Origin of the sequence: Erwinia sp. OLFS4, assembly GCF_002752165.1 — a bacterium.
GTDB lineage: Bacteria > Pseudomonadota > Gammaproteobacteria > Enterobacterales > Enterobacteriaceae > Izhakiella.
Genome location: NZ_MOMB01000009.1, coordinates 46,885 through 67,427, shown reverse-complemented (window position 1 = coordinate 67,427; position 20,543 = coordinate 46,885). Strand labels below are relative to the sequence as shown.

Annotated in this window: 20 protein-coding genes, 1 tRNA gene and 1 pseudogene; 12 read left to right on the top strand and 10 right to left on the bottom strand. The window is 53.0% G+C overall.

What is annotated here, in order from left to right:
* Positions 1 to 164 (top strand): IS1 family transposase (locus BL249_RS04135; RefSeq protein WP_241898819.1); only part of this gene is annotated, 164 nt, incomplete at its 5' end.
* A 181-nt stretch (positions 165 to 345) separates the two neighbouring features.
* Positions 346 to 569 (top strand): annotated as a pseudogene (locus tag BL249_RS19420) (DNA-invertase); the annotation flags it as partial.
* Here the strand turns inward: BL249_RS19420 and BL249_RS04125 are convergent.
* Both BL249_RS04125 and BL249_RS04120 read right to left on the bottom strand, forming a co-directional pair.
* A complete protein-coding gene (locus tag BL249_RS04125; protein ID WP_099705369.1) occupies positions 543 to 839 on the bottom strand; it encodes a hypothetical protein in 297 nt (98 codons plus the stop codon). The pseudogene BL249_RS19420 and the gene BL249_RS04125 overlap by 27 nt on opposite strands.
* Before the next feature lie 18 nt (positions 840 to 857).
* Positions 858 to 945: transfer RNA gene (locus BL249_RS04120), tRNA-Ser, on the bottom strand.
* 276 nt (positions 946 to 1,221) lie between these two features.
* Between BL249_RS04120 and phoA the strand changes: the two genes are divergently transcribed.
* Positions 1,222 to 2,628, top strand: a complete 1,407-nt coding sequence (gene phoA / locus BL249_RS04115) for an alkaline phosphatase (protein WP_099705368.1) — start codon at positions 1,222 to 1,224, stop codon at positions 2,626 to 2,628.
* Between the two features lie 38 nt (positions 2,629 to 2,666).
* Here phoA and znuB read toward each other — a convergent pair whose 3' ends face one another.
* Entirely contained in the window at positions 2,667 to 3,452 is a 786-nt protein-coding gene (gene znuB / locus BL249_RS04110) for a zinc ABC transporter permease subunit ZnuB (protein ID WP_099705367.1), read from the bottom strand.
* On the bottom strand, positions 3,449 to 4,204 hold the full coding sequence (znuC, locus tag BL249_RS04105) for a zinc ABC transporter ATP-binding protein ZnuC (RefSeq protein ID WP_099705366.1): 756 nt from the start codon (positions 4,202 to 4,204) through the stop codon (positions 3,449 to 3,451). The genes znuB and znuC overlap by 4 nt, the downstream gene beginning before the upstream one ends.
* 78 nt (positions 4,205 to 4,282) lie before the next feature.
* On the opposite strand from znuC, the gene znuA reads away from it, so the two are divergent.
* The 3 genes from znuA (at position 4,283) to lpxM (ending at position 7,690) form a co-directional block, all read left to right on the top strand.
* Positions 4,283 to 5,230 carry a zinc ABC transporter substrate-binding protein ZnuA gene (gene znuA / locus BL249_RS04100; RefSeq protein WP_099705365.1) on the top strand — a complete coding sequence of 316 codons (948 nt, stop codon included), beginning with the start codon at positions 4,283 to 4,285 and terminating at the stop codon, positions 5,228 to 5,230.
* A gap of 14 nt (positions 5,231 to 5,244) precedes the next feature.
* Positions 5,245 to 6,579 carry a murein DD-endopeptidase MepM gene (gene mepM / locus BL249_RS04095; protein ID WP_099705364.1) on the top strand — a complete coding sequence of 445 codons (1,335 nt, stop codon included), beginning with the start codon at positions 5,245 to 5,247 and terminating at the stop codon, positions 6,577 to 6,579.
* A 145-nt stretch (positions 6,580 to 6,724) separates the two neighbouring features.
* The gene (lpxM, locus tag BL249_RS04090; RefSeq protein ID WP_099705363.1) at positions 6,725 to 7,690 is read left to right on the top strand and encodes a lauroyl-Kdo(2)-lipid IV(A) myristoyltransferase; all 966 of its coding nucleotides are present in this window, start codon (positions 6,725 to 6,727) and stop codon (positions 7,688 to 7,690) included.
* A gap of 79 nt (positions 7,691 to 7,769) precedes the next feature.
* Here the strand turns inward: lpxM and pyk are convergent, their stop codons facing one another.
* Positions 7,770 to 9,212: a pyruvate kinase gene (gene pyk, locus BL249_RS04085; RefSeq protein ID WP_099705362.1), complete on the bottom strand. Its 1,443-nt coding sequence runs from the start codon at positions 9,210 to 9,212 to the stop codon at positions 7,770 to 7,772.
* An 873-nt stretch (positions 9,213 to 10,085) separates the two neighbouring features.
* On the opposite strand from pyk, the gene zwf reads away from it, so the two are divergent.
* Positions 10,086 to 11,561 carry a glucose-6-phosphate dehydrogenase gene (gene zwf / locus BL249_RS04075; RefSeq protein WP_099705360.1) on the top strand — a complete coding sequence of 492 codons (1,476 nt, stop codon included), beginning with the start codon at positions 10,086 to 10,088 and terminating at the stop codon, positions 11,559 to 11,561.
* Positions 11,562 to 11,884: 323 nt separating this feature from the next.
* Entirely contained in the window at positions 11,885 to 12,526 is a 642-nt protein-coding gene (locus tag BL249_RS04070) for a bifunctional 4-hydroxy-2-oxoglutarate aldolase/2-dehydro-3-deoxy-phosphogluconate aldolase (protein WP_099705359.1), read from the top strand.
* A 32-nt stretch (positions 12,527 to 12,558) separates the two neighbouring features.
* On the opposite strand, the gene purT is transcribed toward BL249_RS04070, so the two are convergent.
* Complete coding sequence (gene purT / locus BL249_RS04065) at positions 12,559 to 13,737, bottom strand: formate-dependent phosphoribosylglycinamide formyltransferase (RefSeq protein WP_099705358.1); 1,179 nt, start codon at positions 13,735 to 13,737, stop codon at positions 12,559 to 12,561.
* 134 nt (positions 13,738 to 13,871) lie between these two features.
* On the opposite strand from purT, the gene BL249_RS04060 reads away from it, so the two are divergent.
* Positions 13,872 to 14,195, top strand: a complete 324-nt coding sequence (locus tag BL249_RS04060; protein ID WP_099705357.1) for a YebG family protein — start codon at positions 13,872 to 13,874, stop codon at positions 14,193 to 14,195.
* Positions 14,196 to 14,288: 93 nt separating this feature from the next.
* Here the strand turns inward: BL249_RS04060 and exoX are convergent, their stop codons facing one another.
* From exoX to BL249_RS04045, 3 genes are all read right to left on the bottom strand, one after another.
* Positions 14,289 to 14,972: an exodeoxyribonuclease X gene (gene exoX / locus BL249_RS04055; RefSeq protein ID WP_099705356.1), complete on the bottom strand. Its 684-nt coding sequence runs from the start codon at positions 14,970 to 14,972 to the stop codon at positions 14,289 to 14,291.
* A 1-nt stretch (position 14,973) separates the two neighbouring features.
* Positions 14,974 to 15,732, bottom strand: a complete 759-nt coding sequence (locus BL249_RS04050; protein ID WP_099705355.1) for a carbon-nitrogen hydrolase family protein — start codon at positions 15,730 to 15,732, stop codon at positions 14,974 to 14,976.
* A 79-nt stretch (positions 15,733 to 15,811) separates the two neighbouring features.
* Positions 15,812 to 16,042 (bottom strand): DNA polymerase III subunit theta, encoded by a 231-nt coding sequence (locus tag BL249_RS04045; RefSeq protein WP_099705354.1) that lies wholly within the window; start codon positions 16,040 to 16,042, stop codon positions 15,812 to 15,814.
* Between the two features lie 170 nt (positions 16,043 to 16,212).
* On the opposite strand from BL249_RS04045, the gene copD reads away from it, so the two are divergent.
* The 3 genes from copD (at position 16,213) to BL249_RS04030 (ending at position 18,465) form a co-directional block, all read left to right on the top strand.
* On the top strand, positions 16,213 to 17,091 hold the full coding sequence (copD, locus tag BL249_RS04040; RefSeq protein WP_099705374.1) for a copper homeostasis membrane protein CopD: 879 nt from the start codon (positions 16,213 to 16,215) through the stop codon (positions 17,089 to 17,091).
* 43 nt (positions 17,092 to 17,134) lie between these two features.
* Positions 17,135 to 17,479, top strand: a complete 345-nt coding sequence (locus BL249_RS04035; protein ID WP_099705373.1) for a YebY family protein — start codon at positions 17,135 to 17,137, stop codon at positions 17,477 to 17,479.
* 62 nt (positions 17,480 to 17,541) lie between these two features.
* The gene (locus tag BL249_RS04030) at positions 17,542 to 18,465 is read left to right on the top strand and encodes an alpha/beta hydrolase (protein ID WP_342633893.1); all 924 of its coding nucleotides are present in this window, start codon (positions 17,542 to 17,544) and stop codon (positions 18,463 to 18,465) included.
* Positions 18,466 to 19,051: 586 nt separating this feature from the next.
* Here the strand turns inward: BL249_RS04030 and rsmF are convergent.
* Complete coding sequence (gene rsmF, locus BL249_RS04025) at positions 19,052 to 20,503, bottom strand: 16S rRNA (cytosine(1407)-C(5))-methyltransferase RsmF (protein WP_099705352.1); 1,452 nt, start codon at positions 20,501 to 20,503, stop codon at positions 19,052 to 19,054.
* Between the last annotated feature and the right edge of the window lie 40 nt (positions 20,504 to 20,543).

The following is a 20,543-nucleotide window of genomic DNA, read 5'->3' as shown; positions in this document are numbered from 1 at the left end:
AGCATCTGACGGGCAAAATTTTCACCCAACGCATTGAACGTAATAACCTGACGCTCCGCACCCGCATTAAACGGTTGGCTCGTAAAACAATCTGCTTTTCGCGCTCAGTTGAGATCCACGAAAAAGTCATTGGAGCGTTTATCGAGAAACACATGTTCTACTAATTGGAGGCATCACCCCCGTAAATTAGGAATTGGACTCAGAGAAATATCTATACATGAAAAGATTTACTAGTCTTCAATCGTGAAAGAAACTAAGGCTGCCTTTAGGTGGCCTTTTTTCAGAAACGGAAACATTCAAATTTCTTTCCTTCCAGGTCAGTCCCCTAAGACTTTCTCCCCGATCTTTTTTCACGTCTTGGGCGTGCTGGCTGAAATATGGAGAGAGAATTGATTGTTGAAAGGATTCGGGCGGGCCTTGATGCAGTCAGGGTCGAATGAAGGGTGGTCGCCGGCCAAAACTTACGCCAGCGCAATGAGGGCAGGCTGGCCGGGGAATCACGGAAAACTGTGGCGTTGATTATTGATGTCAGGATATCGACACTATATAAAGAGTTTCCTGTCACTTAATGGATTGAGATGGCCTGTTCGCTGGATGCCCGCCATGCCCCGGTACAGCAATCTGCCGATAGTGAGGTAAGGCTTACCATCAGGAGTTGGTTTGTTGCTGAATGGTAAAATATTATATAAAGTTACAAAAGAAAAAGCCCCTGAGTGAATCAAGGGTTTTATTTTTGCTTTCAGATGCGCATGCATTTCACGTGCATTTTTTGTCTGTATCTTGTCAGCCCAGTGTCTGATTGCTCTCCTGAGACCCTTATTAATCGGGTATTTGTCCATGCACTGTCCTGCTTAAGATGGCGGTGAGGGGGGGATTCGAACCCCCGATACGTTGCCGTATACACACTTTCCAGGCGTGCTCCTTCAGCCACTCGGACACCTCACCACATTGTCGCTGCTCCCTGTTGAGGTAGCAACGGTGCGGTAATATAGGGAGTCAGCGCGGGTGGGTCAAGCATAATTTTAACCCTGGAACCCGTTCGGTTAAGCCTTGTACGATGCCGCTCTGCACCCGGGCACCCGGCGGTGAGTTTCCAGCCTGATGTCTGTGGTGCACGGCGATACCGTCACGTTAGTGACATTGAATAGTCATAAAAACGTCGTAAATCTGTCGCAGACTGGCTCGCTGAAATAATTGGAAATAATTCAGCGAGGGTAAACGATGCAATATAAGTGGCTTTTTTCCCTGTCATTACTGGCAGCCTGTGCTACCACCGGTGCCCGGGCCGATAGTGAGGTTTATCTGCGGGCGGCGCATGGTGATGTTTCTCAACCGGGTGGCGCACGCCGGCTGGATGGCGATCAGACACAGGCGCTGAAAGATTCCCTTAAAAGCGGGCAGGCAAAAAACGTCATTCTGTTGATTGGCGACGGAATGGGTGATTCAGAGATCACCGCGGCGCGCAACTATGCTGAAGGGGCTGGCGGTTTCTTTAAAGGGATTGATGCGTTGCCACTGACCGGTCAGTATACCCATTATTCTCTCGACCAGAAAACACATAAACCTGATTACGTCACCGATTCTGCCGCATCCGCTACAGCCTGGAGCACCGGGGTAAAAAGTTATAACGGAGCGATTGGGGTGGATGTTAATGGTCAGGATCATCCAACTTTGCTGGAACGCGCGAAAGCGGCAGGTAAAGCAACGGGCAATGTGTCGACGGCGGAACTGGAGGATGCGACGCCTGCGGCGCAGATAGCACATGTTATCTCCCGCCGTTGTTACGGTCCTGAGGTGACCAGTGAAAAATGTCCGGTAAACGCGCTGGAAAAAGGGGGCAAAGGATCGATAGCTGAACAGCTGCTTAATGCCCGGGCCGATGTGACTTTTGGTGGGGGAGCAAAAACATTTAACGAACAGGCGCTCGCCGGTGAGTGGCAAGGAAAAACCCTGAAACAACAGGCTGAAATCCGCGGTTATCAGCTGGTGACGGATCTTGCCACTATGAATGCGCTGAGTGAGGCCAATGCGGATAAACCTGTGCTAGGGTTGTTTGCCGACGGCAATATGCCGGTGCGCTGGAAAGGTCCGAAAGCCACACTTCACGGTAATATTGAACAGAAGCCGGTGACCTGCGAAGTCAATCAGGCGCGTGCGGCGACAGTCCCGACGCTGGCAGAAATGACCGACAAAGCGATTGCCTTGCTGAGTAAAAATCCGCAGGGTTTTTTTCTGCAGGTTGAAGGGGCTTCAATCGATAAACAAGATCATGCAGCGAACCCCTGTGGTCAGATTGGCGAAACGGTCGATTTAGATGAGGCGGTTCAGAAGGCGCTGGCATTTGCCCGTAAAGAGGGGAATACGCTGGTTGTGGTGACGGCTGACCACGCCCATGCCAGTCAGATTATCCCTAATGATGCCAGGGCTCCGGGATTGACCCAGTCACTAAATACCAAAGATGGCGCGGTTATGACGCTGTCATATGGCAATGCAGAAGGGGATTCCATGGAGCATACCGGTACGCAGCTGCGTATTGCCGCTTACGGTCCGCAGGCTGCTAACGTGGTTGGCCTGACCGATCAGACCGACCTGTTTTATACCCTGCAACGGGCAATGGGCCTGGAATAAGAGAAGGCGGACAGACGCTGCGTGGTCTGTCCGGCAAGCTATGCTTGATGACGCTTCAGGCTACTGATGATAAACAGCAGCGCGGCACTTAGTACCACAGAAGGGCCGGCAGGCGTGTCATAGCTCGCGGAAAGCAGCAAGCCGCCGGTGACGGCAATCGCACCAAACAGTATAGCCAGTGCTGCCATCTGCTCGGGTGAGCGGGCAAAGCGCCGCGCGGTGGCAGCAGGAATGATCAGCAACGAGGTGATGATCAATGCCCCGACAAACTTCATTGCGACACCAATGGTTAATGCGGTAATCAGCATCAGAATGAGCCTGCTGCGTGCCAGATTTACCCCGTCTACCTGGGCCAGTTCCGGGCTGATCGTCATTGCCAGAAGCGGTCGCCATTGCCAGATTATCAACCCGGTCACCGCCATCACACCCAGCGCGATGCTAATCAGATCCTGCGGTGTAACGGCCAGCAGGTCGCCAAACAGATAGGCCATCAGGTCAATACGGACGTTGGCCATCAGGCTGACAACCACCAGTCCCAGTGACAGTGCGCTGTGTGCCAGAATACCGAGCAGTGTATCCATAGCAAGTTGCGGTCGCCTTTCAAGCCACACCAGGCCGAGAGCCAGCAGAATCGTCACGGCAATCACGGCATAGAACGGATTGATATTCAGTAACAGACCAAAAGCCACGCCAAGTAGCGAGGCGTGGGCGAGGGTATCGCCAAAATAGGACATACGCCGCCAGACCACGAAGGATCCCAGGGGGCCGGCAGCCAGTGCCAGCATCAGTCCGGCCAGCCAGCCGGGAAGCAGCAAGGCAATCATAGCGTCTCTTTTCCTTTACGTAATATAATGCGCCCCTGTAAATCATGACGATGATTATGGTGATGGCGGTAGATACCCAATTGTTGTGCGCCCTGCTGACCAAACATGGCAATAAATTCCGGATGGGTGGACACCACTTCAGGCGTGCCGGAGCAGCAGATATGCTGATTAAGACAAAGCACCTCGTCGGTTTTTGCCATCACCAGATGCAGGTCATGGGAGACCAGCAATACTGCACAGTGGAGTTCATGCCGCAAACGGTCAATGAGGTCATAGAGCGCGACCTGACCATTGACATCAACGCCCTGAGTCGGCTCATCCAGTACCAGTAGCTGAGGCTGATTGAGCAACGCACGGGCCAGCAGAACCCGTTGCGTTTCACCGCCAGACAGTTTTTGCAGCGGGGCATCAGCAAGATGTTCTGCCTGGACGCGTTTTAAGGCAGGCAGAATGTCGGTGCGATCAACGCCGGGTTTCAGGCGCATAAAACGTGACACGCTGAGCGGCAGGGTGGCATCCAGCTGTAATTTTTGCGGCACATAGCCAGTGCGTAACCCGGCAAGACGCGTCACGTTGCCCGCGCCGGGCAACATCAGTCCAAGTACCACGCGAACCAGCGTGGATTTACCGGCACCGTTAGGACCAAGCAACGTCAGAATACGCCCCGGCCGAAGAGACAATGTAATATTGCTTAATACAGTGCGTGCACCAAATGCAACGGAAACGCTATTGAGAGAAACCAAATCAGGCATGATATTTAGTGGGTTACAGAAATTAACAAATGTTATAATATCACAGCTATTTTCTCTGTCACTCTGGATTGAAGGATTATGTTACATAATAAAAAACGGCTGGCTACAGGCATACTGGCACTGATTTCAGGCGCGTTATTTTCCACTGCAGTTCAGGCAAATGTGGTGGCTTCGATTAAACCCGTTGGCTTTATTGTGGCGGCAATTGCCGATGGGGTTACTCCGGTAAAAGTATTATTGCCCGATGGAGCCTCTGAACATGATTATTCTTTACGTCCATCAGATATAAAAAACATCAGAAACACAGACTTAGTGGTATGGGTTGGGCCAGAAATGGAAGCCTTTATGCCTAAAGTTGTTGCGCAACTGGCGGCAAAAAAATCTCTTGAAATTGCCAGTCTTGCCGATGTTAAACCACTGCTGATTCGGGGGAGTACTGAAGAAGAACAGGAGCTGGCCAGCGAACATCATCATGATGAAAATAGCGCTGAACATCATCATCACGGTGAATATAATATGCACTTATGGCTTTCACCAGAAATAGCAAGGAACACAGCTGTTGCAATTCATGCAAAATTATTGGAACTTATGCCGCAAAGCAGAGACAAATTAGACGCCAATCTGCAGCATTTTGAGGCAGCATTAGCGCAGTCTGATAAAGATATTGAAAAGCAGCTGGCACCGGTAAAAGATAAGGGCTATTTCGTTTTTCACGACGCCTATGGCTATTTTGAAAAACATTACGGACTTTCGCCTTCAGGGCATTTTACCGTCAACCCGGAAATCCAGCCTGGTGCGCAGCACTTACATAACATACGAACACAGTTGGTTGAGCAGAAAGCCGTGTGTGTTTTCGCTGAGCCACAATTCAGGCCGGCCGTGATTGATGCCGTTGCCCGGGGAACGCAGGTGCGTAAAGGCACGCTGGACCCGCTGGGTATTGACGTTCGCTTAGGTAAAGATAGTTATGTGAAATTCCTCTCACAGCTATCGAGCCAGTATACGCGCTGCCTGAAAGGAGCATAAGAGGAAAAAAGCAAGTGCAGCAGATAGCCCGCTCTGTCGCCATAGCGTTTAATACGTTACCGCGCCCCCACCGCGTAATGCTGGGATCATTGACTGTTATTACCCTCGCCGTCGCTGTGTGGCGGCCTTTTGTTTACCATCCTGATAACGGCGACACGCCGGGCGTCATCAAAAGAATCGCGCTGGAAAAAAACGAACTGAGGTCGTTGTTGCCGGAGGCCAGTGAACCGCTCGATCAGTCTGCACCGGAACCTGAAGACGATCTGCCTCCGGATGAAATCGATCAGGATGTCTCTGCCGAGGCGGGCACCCATGACTACGTTGTCTCCAGTGGTGATACGCTCAGCAGCATACTTAATCAGTATGATATTGATATGGCCGACGTCAATGCGCTGGTTAAAGCCGATAAAGATCTGCGCGCATTACAGGTTGGCCAGCAACTCTCCTGGACGTTAATCGGTGATGGCGATCTTAAGCGGCTCACCTGGCAGCTTAACCGACGGGAAACCCGCACGTACGATCGCAGCGCCAATGGCTTTAAAGCCTCTTCCGAAATACAAAAAGGGGAGTGGCAGAATCAGGTGGTGCGCGGCCAGTTAAACGGCAGCTTCGTCACCAGTGCTCAGGCTGCCGGCCTTGGGCGCAATGAAATCAGCGCGGTGATTAAGTCACTGCAATGGCAGCTTGATTTCCGTAAGCTGCGTAAAGGCGACCGTTTTGCCGTATTAATGTCACGGGAAATACTGGACGGTAAGCGCCAGCAGAGTCAGCTGGTTGGCGTGCGTCTGCAAACCGGTGGTAAAAGTTACTATGCATTTCGCGCCGAAGACGGCAAATTCTATGACCGCAGCGGCGCCGGTCTGGCGCGCGGTTTCATGCGCTTTCCGACGGTTAAACAGTACCGCGTTTCCTCTAACTTTAATCTGCGTCGGCTAAATCCGGTGACCGGACGCATTGCGCCACACCGTGGCGTTGATTTTGCGATGCCAATTGGCACGCCGGTGCTGGCGGTCGGTGATGGTGAAGTGGTGGTGGCGAAAAATGGCGGGGCGGCCGGAAACTATGTCGCCGTTCGTCACGGCCGTCAGTATATGACGCGCTATATGCACTTGAAAAAACTGCTGGTCAAGCCAGGGCAGAAGGTAAAACGGGGCGATCGGCTGGCGCTGTCGGGTAATACCGGCCGTTCTACCGGACCACACCTGCATTTTGAAATCTGGATCAATAATCAGGCGGTAAACCCGCTGACGGCGAAATTGCCGCGTATGGAAGGCCTGAGTGGTCAGGACCGTCGTGAGTTCCTTGCTCAGGTGCGTGACGTCATGCCACAGCTTAGCTTTAACGACTAGCTGATGATTGCGCAGATCAAGCCGGCGCTGGCACGCCGGTTTTTTTTTGCCCGGAAAGCTAGCCGTTTGCCATTACAGCGGTTAATCATATTGCAAATTCAGGGCCTGACACTATTATTAGCCGGTTATTGCTTGAGGCGAATGCATGGAAAATAACAAAAAAAATCACAATGAGTCTTTTATACCGGTTTTCAGAAAGCATCTGCTGGCGCCGCGTTACTGGGGAAGCTGGCTGGCGGCCGGTGCCTTTGCCGCGATGGCCGTGACGCCGGCTTTTATTCGTGACCCTGTTCTTGGTGGCATTGGTCGACTGGCCGGAAAGTTTGCCAAAAGCGCCCGCCGGCGCGCCCGGATAAATCTGTATTATTGCTTTCCACAACAGAGTGTTGCGCAGCGTGAGGCAATCATTGATGCGATGTTTGCCACTGCTCCTCAGGCGATAGTAATGATGGCCGAACTTGCTTTGCGTAATCCCGCAAGGCTGCGTACGCGCGTGGTGTGGCACGGGCGCGAGATCATTGATGCGGTGAAAGCCAGCGGCGAAAATGTCATTTTACTGGTACCCCATGGCTGGGCGATAGATATCCCGGCGATGCTGATGGCATCTGAAGGTCAGCAGGTTGCCGCTATGTTTCATCACCAGCGCGACCAGCTGATGGATTATCTGTGGAATCGCATACGTCTGCGTTTTGGCGGGCGTTTGCACGCACGGGATGACGGTATTAAACCGTTTATCAGTTCGGTGCGTCAGGGATTCTGGGGGTATTACCTGCCGGATGAAGACCACGGCGAAGAACAGAGTGAATTTGTCGATTTCTTTGCAACCTATAAAGCAACATTGCCGGCAATTGGTCGTCTGATGAAGCTGTGCAAAGCCCGCGTGGTGCCGCTGTTTCCGGTATACAACAGTAAAACCCATTGTCTTGAAGTATATATCAGGCCGCCGATGGATGACCTCAATCAGGCTGATGACCGGACTCAGGCCCGGCGTATGAATGAAGAGGTGGAGCAGCTCATTGGGCCGCATCCTGAACAATATACCTGGATACTGAAACTGCTTAAAACGCGTAAGCCCGGCGAAACGGAACCCTATTGCCGCGACGATCTGTAGCGGCCCGATTGGGTGACGGTCAGCCTTTCGTGATAAAAAAGCCAGCGTTACGCTGGCTTTTTTACTGGGCTGCTGGCGGTTACTCTACCCGCAACACCCGGCTGGTATTGGTTGTACCGGTGGCACCCATGACGTCCCCCTGGGTAACTATCACCAGGTCACCGGAGACCAGAAAACCTTTGTCACGCAGCAGATTAATAGCGTCATGGGCGGCGACCACGCCGTCATTGTCGCTGTCGAAATAAACCGGCGTAACGCCACGATAGAGGGCGGTAAGGTTTAAGGTCCGCTCGTGTCGGGACATTGCAAAGATTGGCAGGCCGGAAGTTATGCGCGATGTCATCAGGGCTGTGCGTCCCGATTCGGTCATGGTAATGATGGCGGTGACTCCCTGCAGATGGTTGGCTGCATACATCGCTGACATGGCAATGGCTTCTTCGATATTATCGAACTGGACGTCAAGGCGATGTTTGGAAACGTTGATTGCCGGTATTTTTTCTGCGCCGATACAGACTCGCGCCATGGCTGCCACGGTTTCGGCCGGATACTGGCCGGCGGCGGTTTCAGCAGAGAGCATAACCGCATCGGTGCCATCCAGTACGGCGTTAGCCACGTCCATTACTTCTGCCCGCGTTGGCATCGGGTTGGTGATCATTGACTCCATCATCTGAGTGGCGGTAATCACCGAACGGTTTAGCTGGCGGGCACGGCGAATCAGTGCCTTCTGAATGCCGACCAGTTCAGGATCGCCAATCTCTACCCCGAGATCGCCGCGGGCAACCATGACCACGTCGCTGGCCAGAATAATGTCATCCATGGCTTCCTGGGTTGCAACCGCTTCCGCACGCTCCACCTTCGCCACAATCTTAGCGTCACAGCCGGCATCGCGCGCCAGGCGTCGTGCATAATTCAGGTCTTCACCGTTACGCGGGAAAGAAACGGCCAGATAATCACAATTGATTTGTGCGGCGGTAATAATGTCCGCTTTGTCTTTTTCCGTTAGCGCCTCAGCTGACAGGCCGCCACCGAGCTTATTGATACCTTTATTATTTGACAGCGGACCGCCCACCGTCACCTCAGTGAAGACGCGCATTCCCTGTACTTCCAGCACCTTAAGCTGAACGCGGCCATCGTCCAGTAGCAACAGATCGCCGGGCACCACGTCTGCCGGCAGATTTTTATAATCGATACCGACTTTTTCTTTATCGCCTTCCCCCTTACCGAGGCTGGCGTCCAGCAGAAAGCGGTCGCCGATATTAAGAAAAACTTTTCCCTCTTTAAAAGTGGACACCCGGATTTTCGGGCCCTGCAAATCGCCGAGAATGGCCACATGGCGCCCCAGCTTTGCCGCAATTTCTCGTACTTTATTGGCACGAAGCTGATGATCATCCGGGGTACCGTGGGAGAAGTTAAGACGAACAACATTGGCACCGGCAGCAATGATTTTTTCTAGATTATTGTCGCGGTCAGTAGCTGGCCCCAGTGTAGTTACTATCTTGGTTCTTCTGAGACGTCTTGACATGCATAACTCCGTTATCTGGTAGTAGTAATGTGGCTGGAGCAGTCGGTATGAGAAACCTATGTTATATGATTAGTGACAAATGTTCCCAAATCTCCTGGTGAGATGAATAAAAAATACTCAACCGATGTTCAATCGGGGAAGAACAGTTCGGGTATTATCAAATCGCGATTTGCGCCAGGCTTCTTTGACCCGCTTCAGATTCTGACGTTTTTTTTCCCCGCCGCGTAAAGTAAATGCGCTTATCCAGCGCCGGGCAACAACCGGTCAGGGCTGCCGGCATTTTGGCCATGGGGCTGAAGAGCGCGAATCAGGGGGAGCATGTTCCGCAAGCCCGGTCATGTGCTGCATACAATATCATTACAAGGGAAAACCGGAATATTGCGGCAAAAAAAAATTTCTGACAGCGGCGGCCGGCACGCCATGTAACTCAGGGGGAATAGCCTGTGGCGGGCGCCGTATGGTCTGGCTTGTTTCCAGTTATTTAGCAATGGCGCGGGTTAACCTGAAGTGGCGTCTGTCTGGGTTATTTATACATGCCGGCAATGGCAGCTATAGGCTGAAATCCACGGTGGTTTCAGGTAATGATAGCCACTATGCAGCAGAAAAAGTCCGTACGGCAGCTTAGGCGTCAGCGTGGCGCTCAGTTTAATCACAGACAGCAGGCAGCGATGGGAAAACCACAGCAGACCCTGGGCTGGCTGGTCAGGCCAACGGGTTAAATTTAAAAACCTGTTGCTACATTGTGCGGGATAAGCGCTGTCAGGTTTACCTGCCATAGTCAAACGAAGTACAGTGTAGCCAGAAAAATGAGATTAAGTGCCTGACCCGTGATGGATTAATCCAGTCAGGCAATCCTGCAACGAGGAGAATGAAATGGCGCTAACACAAACAGCTCAGGCGTGCGATTTGGTGATTTTTGGTGCCAAAGGTGATTTGGCACGCCGTAAACTGTTGCCTTCACTGTATCAGCTGGAAAAAGCCGGTCAGATCAATGAAGACTCTCGCATTATCGGTGTCGGTCGCGCCGACTGGGACAAAGCCGCCTATACCAAAGTCGTCCGTGAAGCGCTTGAAACTTTTATGAAAGAAAAGATTGACGAAGCGCTCTGGGACCGGCTCAGTAAACGTCTTGATTTTTGTAACCTTGATGTCGACGATACCAGTCACTTTACGCGTCTTGGCAAAATGCTGGATCAAAAAAAACGCGTCACCATTAATTATTTTGCTATGCCGCCAGGTACTTTTGGCGCAATCTGTAAAGGGTTAGGGCAGGCAAAGCTTAATGCCCATCCGGCGCGGGTAGTAATGGAAAAACCGCTGGGTACCTCGCTTGAAACCTCCCAGGAAATTAATAACCAGGTTGGGGAGTACTTTGATGAAAGTCAGGTATTCCGCATTGACCATTATCTGGGTAAAGAAACGGTGCTTAACCTGCTGGCGCTGCGTTTCGCCAATTCACTGTTTGCCAATAACTGGGACAATCGCACCATCGATCACGTGCAGATAACCGTAGCCGAAGAGGTGGGAATAGAAGGTCGCTGGGGCTATTTCGATAAAGCAGGCCAGATGCGCGATATGATCCAGAATCACCTGTTGCAGGTGCTGACCATGATTGCCATGTCGCCACCGGCGGATTTAAGTGCTGATAGCATCCGTGATGAAAAAGTGCGGGTGCTGCGGTCACTGCGTATGATTGATCATGCCAATGTGCGGGAAAAAACCGTTCGCGGTCAGTATACCGCAGGCTTCGTGCAGGGTAAAAAGGTACCGGGATATCTGGAAGAAGAGGGGGCAAATAAACATAGCAATACCGAGACCTTCGTGGCTATAAGAGTGGATATCGACAACTGGCGTTGGGCCGGCGTGCCGTTTTATCTGCGTACCGGCAAGCGCTTACCCACCAAATGCTCTGAGGTAGTGGTTTATTTCAAGAACCCGGAAATGAACCTGTTTAAAGAATCCTGGCAGGAACTGCCACAGAACAAATTAACCATCCGCCTGCAGCCAGACGAGGGGGTGGATATTGAAATCCTCAATAAGGTGCCCGGGTTAGATCATAAACATAATCTGCAAACAACAAAGCTCGACCTCAGCTATTCAGAAACCTTTAATCAGTCACATCTGGCCGATGCTTATGAGCGTCTGCTGCTGGAAGCGATGCGGGGTATTCAGGCGCTGTTTGTTCGTCGTGACGAAGTAGAAGCCGCCTGGAAATGGGTGGATTCCATTATCGACGCTTGGTCGGCGGATAAGGAATCACCGAAACCTTATCAGGCAGGGACCTGGGGACCGGTTGCTTCAGTGGCAATGATTACCCGTGACGGTCGTTCCTGGAACGAGTTTGAATAAGCCGTTGACTGACACCTGCCGCTAGCGCTGCGATCGCGACCTGCAGAATAAGGCGCTTTCAGGCGCTGAACCGCCAGCTGTTCACCTGCATGGTGTACAGTTGGCGGTTGTTATGATGTCGGTATTATCCGGTTATAGCCGTGATGGCGACCGTTAAAATACGCGCCAGCCGGTTGCTAAATCCCCCTCAGCGTAATTTTTGAAACCCTGTTTTAAAATTCATCTTTTCTTGTAGACCGGTGGTCGGATACTACGTTAAGGTAAACCTTCGTTTGCGTTTCATCCGCGCCACAGAATTTGAATGGCGTCAGGAGTCCGACAGAATGAAAAACTGGAATAACAGCGCTGAAAAGATTCTTACCACCGGCCCGGTTGTACCGGTGATTGTGGTGAACAAACTGGAGCATGCCGTGCCGATGGCACAGGCACTGGTGGCAGGAGGTATCAGGGTACTGGAGGTGACGCTGCGCACACCCTGTGCGCTGGAAGCCATTAAGGCGATTATTAAAGCGGTGCCGGATGCCATTGTGGGGGCCGGCACGGTGATCAATGTCCAGCAGTTGCAGGAGGTCACCCGCGCCGGGGTGCAGTTTATGATCAGTCCGGGTATCAGTGAAAATCTTCTGAAGGCGGCTACAGCGGGTTCTGTGCCGCTAATCCCCGGCATCAGTACCGTCTCTGAACTGATGCTGGGGCTGGAATATGGTCTGGGTGAATTCAAATTTTTCCCGGCAGAGGCCAATGGTGGGGTAAAAGCCTTACAGGCGATTGCCGGGCCTTTTCCACAGGTGCGATTCTGTCCTACCGGCGGCATCACCGTGGAGAATTACCGTGATTATCTGGCACTAAACAGCGTGCATTGTATTGGGGGTAGCTGGCTGGTGCCGGCCGCCGCGCTGGAAAGCGGTGACTACGCACGGATTACCCGTCTGGCCAGGGAAGCGCTGGCCACCTTGCACGGCTGACTGACCGTCAGCGGCCAGCGCAGTATTAAGGCTTAGCCGCTGACAATCACGCCGCTGGCACAGGTTACCGCACGACTGATGGCTTCCTCAACCGTGTGACCCGTTGCCAGCGCGACGCCGAGACGACGCTGCCCGTCAATTTGCGGTTTGCCGAACAACCGCAGCTGAAGGCCGCTGCCCAGTGCCGCCGCAAGGTTACTGAAGGTAACGTTGTGGCTGGTGAGCTGCGGTAAAATTACCGCTGAGGCGGCCGGACCGAACTGGCGAATTTCGCCAACAGGCAAGCCGAGAAAGGCGCGTACATGCAGCGCGAATTCTGACAGATCCTGCGAGATAAGCGTCACCATGCCGGTATCATGCGGACGTGGCGAAACTTCGCTGAAAAATACATCATCACCACATATAAACAGTTCGACGCCAAACAGACCGTAGCCGCCCAGCGCACGCACGACTTTCTCTGCTATCTGTTGCGCCCGTTGCTGTGCCAGCTGGCTCATCTGCTGGGGCTGCCAGGATTCACGGTAATCGCCATTTTGCTGGCGATGCCCCACCGGTTGACAATAATGAATGCCATCCACCGCACTGACGGTTAGCAGAGTAATTTCAAAATCAAAGCGGATAACGCCTTCAACAATCACCCGGCCGGCACCGGCACGTCCACCCTGCTGCGCATATTGCCAGGCGTTATCAAGGTCAGCCTCACTGGCTATAAAGCTTTGTCCTTTGCCTGATGAACTCATCACTGGTTTGACAATACAGGGAAAGCCAATTTCATTAGCGGCCTGAACAAAGGCTTGCTGGTTGTCAGCAAAGCGATATGGCGAAGTGGGTAAACCCAGGGTTTCGGCGGCCAGCCGGCGAATTCCCTCGCGATTCATCGTCAGTTGCGCCGCCTGAGCACAGGGCACTACGCGCTGCCCCTGCTTTTCAAGAGTCACCAGCACTGCGGTGGCAATGGCTTCAATTTCCGGCACGACATAATCGGGTTTTTCTTCCGCTATCAGCGCTTGCAGTGCCAGTGGGTCAAGCATATTAATCACGTGACTGCGGTGGGCCACCTGCATGGCCGGCGCATTGGCATAGCGGTCGACGGCTATGACTTCCACCCCCAGACGCTGACATTCGATGGCGACTTCTTTTCCAAGTTCACCAGAGCCTAATAACATTACCCGCGTGGCGGCGGGGCACAGGGCAGTGCCAAGCGTGATCATTATGCAGAATCCTGTATGAGTAAAAACGCGCGCAGTATAAACGAAAACGTTTGCGCTGGCATCTGATTTGACCGTTTGCCAGCGCGGAAAGAGTGTTATATACTGTATATAAATACAGTATCAGGAGGTGCGCAATGGCAGTTGAAATGATCTATGTAGTAAAACGCAATGGTGAGGAAAAAATGACATTTACCAGTAAAAAGGCAGCGGATGCGCATGACAGAATGCTGGATATGGCAGACGCCTTTGCCGACTGGCTGCGGGCCGGTGACCTGGTGCTGGATGACAGCCAGCGTGAAGCCATTGGCCTGCATTTTGCGATGCACAAAGAAACGGTTTCACATATCCTGCGTACCAGTAAATTACCTGAAACGACAACAGGGCAACAGACATCGAGTGACGAAGAAGGGCGCAATATTGAAAAGCACGCGCTGATCCGGGCGGTGGATGCCGCCTGAACAATGGGGCAGCGTCATTGTTAACGGTTATGGTTAACGGTTATGATGCCAGTGAACGGCGGCTATCTGCGGTATCCTTTTCCGGAGCGGTGTTCAGGATACCGGCTGCAGCGCGTCAATCACCGCTTGTCGTAAGGCTGGCTTTAAGTCACGGATATTTTCCAGCATCCAGCGTAAATATGCCGGATTTTTTTGTGCGACCTCGGTGATGGATTGACCACGATATTTACCAAAGGGTAACACGCCTTGCTGTTCACTGCGGGGCGCTATTCGTGCTGCCATCGTCGGCGCGTCCCAGCCGGATTCCTGCATAATGCGCAATAATAGTGCTGCGGTAACGTAACAATCGTACAGTGCACGGTGAGCGTGAAGGTGGTCGGGCGGCGTGACGTCCAGCTGCAGCGAGTCCTTCAGCGCCTGGTTGCCATATTTACGACCAGGCCAAAGCTGACGGGCCAGTTTCATGGTACACAGCCAGTTGCCTGTCATTGCAGGCAGTACGCGTTGATCAAAGCTGGCGTTATGGGCGACGTACCACTGGCAGCCCTGATAACGCGGGATCACCTCTTCAACCGGCGGCATACCCCTGACCATGGCCGGGGTAATGCGATGAATAGCCATGGCCTGGCGACCAATTGGTCGATCGGGCTGCACCAGGTCGCTCATTGGATTAACGATTTCCCCTGCAACCACATCAACGGAAGCAATCTCAACCACGCCGCCATCAAGGCCGCAGGTTTCAGTATCTATGACGCGAAAGCGTGTTGGTTCTGACACCTTATAATACCGCCGGAGCAATGAACGCAATGCTATTTCCGCGCCAGTGACCCTGATCGCGTTCAGCGATCACCAGCTGCTCACCTTCAGCACCCACAACGATCTGTTTACCATGCTGATCCCAGAACGCACTTTTACCGGCGCTGGCTAATCCGCCGGTGGCAAAAGCGTGATTCGCCATCAGCACTGCCATATTGAAATTCTGTGCCCAGCGCTGCAGATAACCGGTATCAACATCATAGCCGGATTTGCTTACCAGCACGCTGGCAGCGTAGAGATTAGCCCCGCGCTGTGCGGCGTCGCGTGCATAGTCTTCAACGGTAATATCGGCACAAACCGCCAGTGTGACATAACGATGATCGTAGCCAAATAACGGCAGGCCATCCCCTGGAGTGAAAAATCGGCTTTCATCGCCATGCAGCTTGCGCTTAGCATAGGCGATGCGGGTGCCTTCCGGTAAAAATGCCAGGGCGGCTAAACGCGGTTTGCCTTCGTGCAGCAGCGGCAGCCCGATGATGATACTCATCTGATGCTGATGGGCTGCTTCACTGAAAGCACTCAGACGTGGATCGTCAATATCCAGAGCCTGATGGCTGGCATGCGCCAGATCGTAGCCGGTCAGAGACAGCTCCGGAAACAGCAGCAGATCGACGTTTAACGCTGCTGCCTGAGTAATAAAAGCCAGGTGGTGGGCGATGTTCCATTCAGTATCGCCAGATTTTGAACCGGATTGAGCAGCTGCAATACGCCAGAAAGACATGATCACTCCCGATAGTGATATTTCAGCAAGCTATCTGAAACCAGGCGACAAAAGAAAACAACAAAAATGTTAACAATGCTTATTTTTGCTTAGGTTCCCAGGGTAACCGGCTCAGAGTCAGTGATGTCTGACGATGATGTTGCAGACGTTCACGAAACCAGGCACGTAACGCTTCAGGCTGTTCTTTTTCAACCAGTTCAGCCACAACCGGCATATTATAGCGCTCTTTATATGCGACGCCAGCGGCGGCAAGATCGGTATTGATCCGGTCCTTATCCTGCTGATTCAGCACTGCCAGATTGTAAGACATCTCTCTCTCCTGTTAGCTGAGCAGAAAGTACCTTAGTCATCGCTGACTGGCAAGTCCCCCTAAGAACGCGTCAGCGGTGTGCGGCTCGACACCTCAGGAGAGGCAGAGTATGCTGACGCCGGGTTTTGACTTGTCTGCAGCAAGCCACCACAAACCAAATCATGGACATTATGTCACTGGATATTATTTATCTGTTCAGCCGCTGGACGCATTTTACACTGTTGTTCATCTATACGGGTTGCTGTTTTTACAGCGCGCTGCTGGCACCCGCTAGCTGGCGTAGCGAGCTATGCCGGCGCCTGTCACCGCTTACGCTGTTTAGCGCGCTGGGGTGTGGTATTTCCGCCTGGCTGTTACTGGCGATTCAGGTGGGGCTGATGGGCGATGGCTGGCAGGATATCCTGCATGTCAGTGTCTGGCAGGCGGTGTTTACTACTGCCTTTGGCCGCATGTGGCATCTGCAACTCTGGCTGCCGTTGCTGAGCGTTGCCGCGCTATTTATTCCGCGCCAGGCAGGGCGCAATATGGCTTTAGTGACCGCGCTTGCACAGCTGTGTGGTCTGGCGCTGGTAGGGCATGCTGCAATGTATGATGGGGTGGCCGGTACACTACAGCGAATAAACCAGTGTGTGCATCTTACGGCTGCTGCATTCTGGAGTGGCGGGTTGGTGCCGCTGGTGATGATTATGCTGGCAAGCCGGCGCCAGCGGATGCCGGCCGAAGCGATAAGCACCCTGATGCGTTTTTCGTTATATGGACATCTGGCGGTGGCACTGGTACTGCTCAGTGGCATTATTGATGGCTGGCTGTTGCTTGACTGGCCGTTATGGCATTTTCAGCGCTACAGTCAGCTGCTGGCAGTAAAAATATTGCTGGTCTTGCTGATGGTGGCACTTGCTGTGTACAACCGTTACTGGCTGGTACCCCGTTTTGGCCGGGTAGCCAGCCGGGTTCAACGATATTTTGTGATGGTGACTTTGCTTGAACTGCTGCTGGCGGCCAGCGTGCTGATGCTGGTGGCGATTTTTGCAACATTGCCACCAGGTTAGCGGGTAACCTGCAGGCGCATAGTTTGTCTTAAAGAGGTTAATGATGAAAAAATGGTGCACGATTCTGCTGTTGACGGGTTTTTGTCACAGCGCCCTGGCCGCGTCACAGATTGTAACCGTCAGCCGGTTTGAAATAGGGAAAGATAAGTGGGCATTTAACCGGGAAGAAGTCATGCTCAGTTGTGAAAAAGGGGGCGCATTGTTTGCGATTAATCCCAGTACACTGCTGGAATATCCGCTGAATGATAAAGCAGAAGCAATGATGAAAGCCGGTCAGGTTCAGGCAAAACCTATTTCTGTTATTCAGCTTGATGATCCGGCCAATCCCGGCCAGAAAAAGGATCTGCAACCTTTTATCGAACGTGCACAACGGCTCTGTGTAAAATAACGTTGCCGGCTCTCTCTTTTTTTTCATTTTTCTGCAGCAGACTGTCCACTTTAGCCGGGGGAATGATGCAGCGACGCCAGTTTATTCGGGCTACTTTTGCCAGCGGGTTGTCATTGATATTCGCCGACGGTTATGCCGCCATTGCGCCGCATCAAGCAGCAGGGATTGATATACCGCTCTGGCCGGGTCTGCCGCCGGGCGGCGGCGGCCCTGTTGGTGCTGCCCGTTATTCCTCCACAGGGGCATTATCCCATATAGCCCGCCCCGGGTTAACGCTGCTCCCTGCCAGTGGTGCTGACGGTAAAGCGGTGTTGATTGCCGCCGGCGGCGGCTATAAACGAATTAGCCTGGCGCGTGAAGCCTGGCCGGCAGCCTGCTGGCTGCAGCAACAAGGCTACAATGCATATATTCTCTGCTATCGTTTGCCCGGCGAGGGTTGGCATGACGGTGCCAGTGTGGCATTACAGGATGCCAGACGTGCACTCAGGGTTATCGCCAGCCGTGAAAAGCGGCTAAGCGTACTGGGTTTTTCAGCCGGTGGTCATCTGATGGGAATGGCCATTACCGCTAATGGGCTCGGCGATTATCCGCCACAGGACGCGCTTGATGACACCAGCGTCAGTGTTGATGGCGCTGCGCTGATCTATCCGGTGGTGACCTTAGAACGGCCGTGGAGCCATACTTCCACCCATCGAATGCTGGTAGGGCCGCAGGCCAGCGACCAACAAAATGCACGCTGGTCTGTACAACGCCATGTTACGCCGGCGACACCGCCGGTTTTTCTGGTACAGGCGGAGGACGATACCCTTGCCAGTCCGCATAACAGTATTGTCATGGCGGAAGCCTGTCAGCGGGCACAGGTACCGGTCGAGCTGCACTTGTATCGTAATGGTGGCCACGGTTTCGCACTGGGAAAAGCCGGGACAGCAACGGTGGCCTGGCCTGCGGCTTACCGCCTGTGGTTAAAGCGGATCATGGCAGAATAGCGCATAACCCTGAGATGCGTGCAGGGTACAAGGTGGGCATAAACGGCTGGCTATATAACCCCGACCCCTGGCGTGGGCATAAACACTCGCCGCGATGCACAGTGTAGCGGCGACTGTTTATTGTTTTTAGTGACACTGTCACGTTAAATTTACCAGGACGGTAAGTGAAGGACGGTTGAGAAAACGGTAAAAAAAAGACCGAATACGATTCCTGTATTCGGTCCAGGGAAATGGCTCTTGCGGGAGAGCCTTGCGCTAAAAGTTGGCATTAATGCAGGCGTTGACCGCTTTGCCTTTTAACTGTAGACGTCATGTGTTTTTTTTCCAGCCAGCTGTAAACCAGTATGAATAAAGTTCTCTGCTTCGTGATCTGCGCGACATAAATAGCGAAAAGAAACCATCATTCCGATTTAAGTATCGCGGGATGTAACAGTATTGGCATGCCAGTCTGGCGGCAACGCCGCATCTGACCACGGCGTCTTCAGTGAAAGTAACGGTGCTGTTGCAACGTCAATCAACGTTACTGGCACCGATCGGTATCTGACAATTTGCGGAGTCTGATGCGGCTACAGCGAGCCGGGCCGGATCAGCGCTGGTGTTGATTAAAAAGTTTACCGTCACGCACCAGTTCACGCGGATAGCTGTTTTTCAGGCGGTTACCGACTTTTTTTGCCAGCCCCAGTACCTGTTGCTGAAATGTCACTATTACTTCCTGGGTCTTAATCTCTGCGCTGGGATAAATATCACGCCCGCGATACCACTCTTCGGCCTCTTCGCAGGTAAGCGCCAGCCGGTTGTGTGCCCCGGGATCAGCCAGAGCAATCACCGCTTCATGCTGCCAGCGATAGCCTTTGTTATGGGTTTCTGCCAGCCGCAAGCCAATACGTGAAAAGCGAATCTTGCCGAGAAGTGGTTCCACGGCCTGGGGAAAAAGCCACAGTTCATTGTCACGTTGCCACAGGCTAAGTGTCAGGTCATGCCAGCGCAGGCCAACCTGACCTGCGGCGGTAATGACCTGTTGGCTCTTAGCCGCAGAAAGGCGGCTAAAGGGTAATTTGCCTGGCTGATAGCTGGGGGCGGGCGGCGGCGTGACTGAGGCGGTTTTACGCAGCCGTGCGACAAAAAAACCTTCACTGTCAAAGCGCTGAGGAAAAACGTGGAGATCGCCGGCTGCGGTTGCCACGCGTTCGGCGCCGTCAAACAGTGTATTAAGCGGCAGCCGCTCTGCAGCCTGTGGCCACTGCGCGAGTAACCAGTCAATTACTTGCTGATTTTCTGTATGATTCAGGGTGCAGGTGGAGTAAACCAGCACGCCGCCAGGTTTCAGGGCATGGAAGGCGCTACGGATAAGTTCGCGCTGGGTGGCCGCTATTTTGATGTTACTGTCAGGAGACCAGTTTTTTAGCGCATCGGCATCTTTGCGCAATACCCCCTCACCGGAACAAGGCGCGTCGAGTAATATGGCGTCAAACTGCTCCGGCAGCGCGGCACCAAATACCCGACCGTCAAAATGGCTAAGTGCGACATGGCTGACCCCGCAGCGGCTGAGATTAGCATGCAATACTTTAAGGCGACTGGCGGCATATTCATTGGCAACAATTGCGCCATGTCGTTGCATTCTGGCGGCGATCTGGGTGGTTTTGGATCCTGGTGCGGCAGCCATATCCAGCACCCGTTCAGGCCGTTCGGTGGCGGCAAACAGGGCCGTCACCGGTAACATTGAGCTGGCTTCCTGAATATAAAATAAGCCGCTTAAATGCTCAGCGCTGCTGCCAAGGGGAAAATGATCTTCATCACGGCTTATCCAGAAGCCCTCGTCACACCAGGGGACCGGCGTCAGCTGCCAGCCATGGCGGGCCATCTGTTCAGTAAATTGTGTCACGCTGATTTTCAGCGTATTCACGCGCAGGCTACGGCGCAACGGCTGGTGGCTGATGTTGATGAACGCCTGAAAGTCATTGTCATCAGGCAGCAGTTCGCGCATCTGAGCAAGAAAGGCATCGGGAAGAAAAGGTGTCGCAGTGGTGCTCACAGGTATAATCCAGGCCGGAAAGGGGAAGAACCCCGGTGACGGTAAA

Excerpts from the sequence above, each read along its gene's own strand:
- pyk (WP_099705362.1), bottom strand. The coding sequence starts at position 9,212 with ATGTCAAGACGTCTCAGAAGAACCAAGATAGTAACTACACTGGGGCCA.
- BL249_RS04125 (WP_099705369.1), bottom strand. The coding sequence starts at position 839 with ATGGACAAATACCCGATTAATAAGGGTCTCAGGAGAGCAATCAGACAC.
- BL249_RS04070 (WP_099705359.1), top strand. The coding sequence starts at position 11,885 with ATGAAAAACTGGAATAACAGCGCTGAAAAGATTCTTACCACCGGCCCG.
- znuC (WP_099705366.1), bottom strand. The coding sequence starts at position 4,204 with ATGCCTGATTTGGTTTCTCTCAATAGCGTTTCCGTTGCATTTGGTGCA.
- BL249_RS04045 (WP_099705354.1), bottom strand. The coding sequence starts at position 16,042 with ATGTCTTACAATCTGGCAGTGCTGAATCAGCAGGATAAGGACCGGATC.
- BL249_RS04050 (WP_099705355.1), bottom strand. The coding sequence starts at position 15,732 with ATGTCTTTCTGGCGTATTGCAGCTGCTCAATCCGGTTCAAAATCTGGC.
- znuB (WP_099705367.1), bottom strand. The coding sequence starts at position 3,452 with ATGATTGCCTTGCTGCTTCCCGGCTGGCTGGCCGGACTGATGCTGGCA.
- BL249_RS04030 (WP_342633893.1), top strand. The coding sequence starts at position 17,542 with ATGATGCAGCGACGCCAGTTTATTCGGGCTACTTTTGCCAGCGGGTTG.
- phoA (WP_099705368.1), top strand. The coding sequence starts at position 1,222 with ATGCAATATAAGTGGCTTTTTTCCCTGTCATTACTGGCAGCCTGTGCT.
- zwf (WP_099705360.1), top strand. The coding sequence starts at position 10,086 with ATGGCGCTAACACAAACAGCTCAGGCGTGCGATTTGGTGATTTTTGGT.
- BL249_RS04060 (WP_099705357.1), top strand. The coding sequence starts at position 13,872 with ATGGCAGTTGAAATGATCTATGTAGTAAAACGCAATGGTGAGGAAAAA.
- copD (WP_099705374.1), top strand. The coding sequence starts at position 16,213 with ATGTCACTGGATATTATTTATCTGTTCAGCCGCTGGACGCATTTTACA.
- purT (WP_099705358.1), bottom strand. The coding sequence starts at position 13,737 with ATGATCACGCTTGGCACTGCCCTGTGCCCCGCCGCCACGCGGGTAATG.
- lpxM (WP_099705363.1), top strand. The coding sequence starts at position 6,725 with ATGGAAAATAACAAAAAAAATCACAATGAGTCTTTTATACCGGTTTTC.
- znuA (WP_099705365.1), top strand. The coding sequence starts at position 4,283 with ATGTTACATAATAAAAAACGGCTGGCTACAGGCATACTGGCACTGATT.
- BL249_RS04035 (WP_099705373.1), top strand. The coding sequence starts at position 17,135 with ATGAAAAAATGGTGCACGATTCTGCTGTTGACGGGTTTTTGTCACAGC.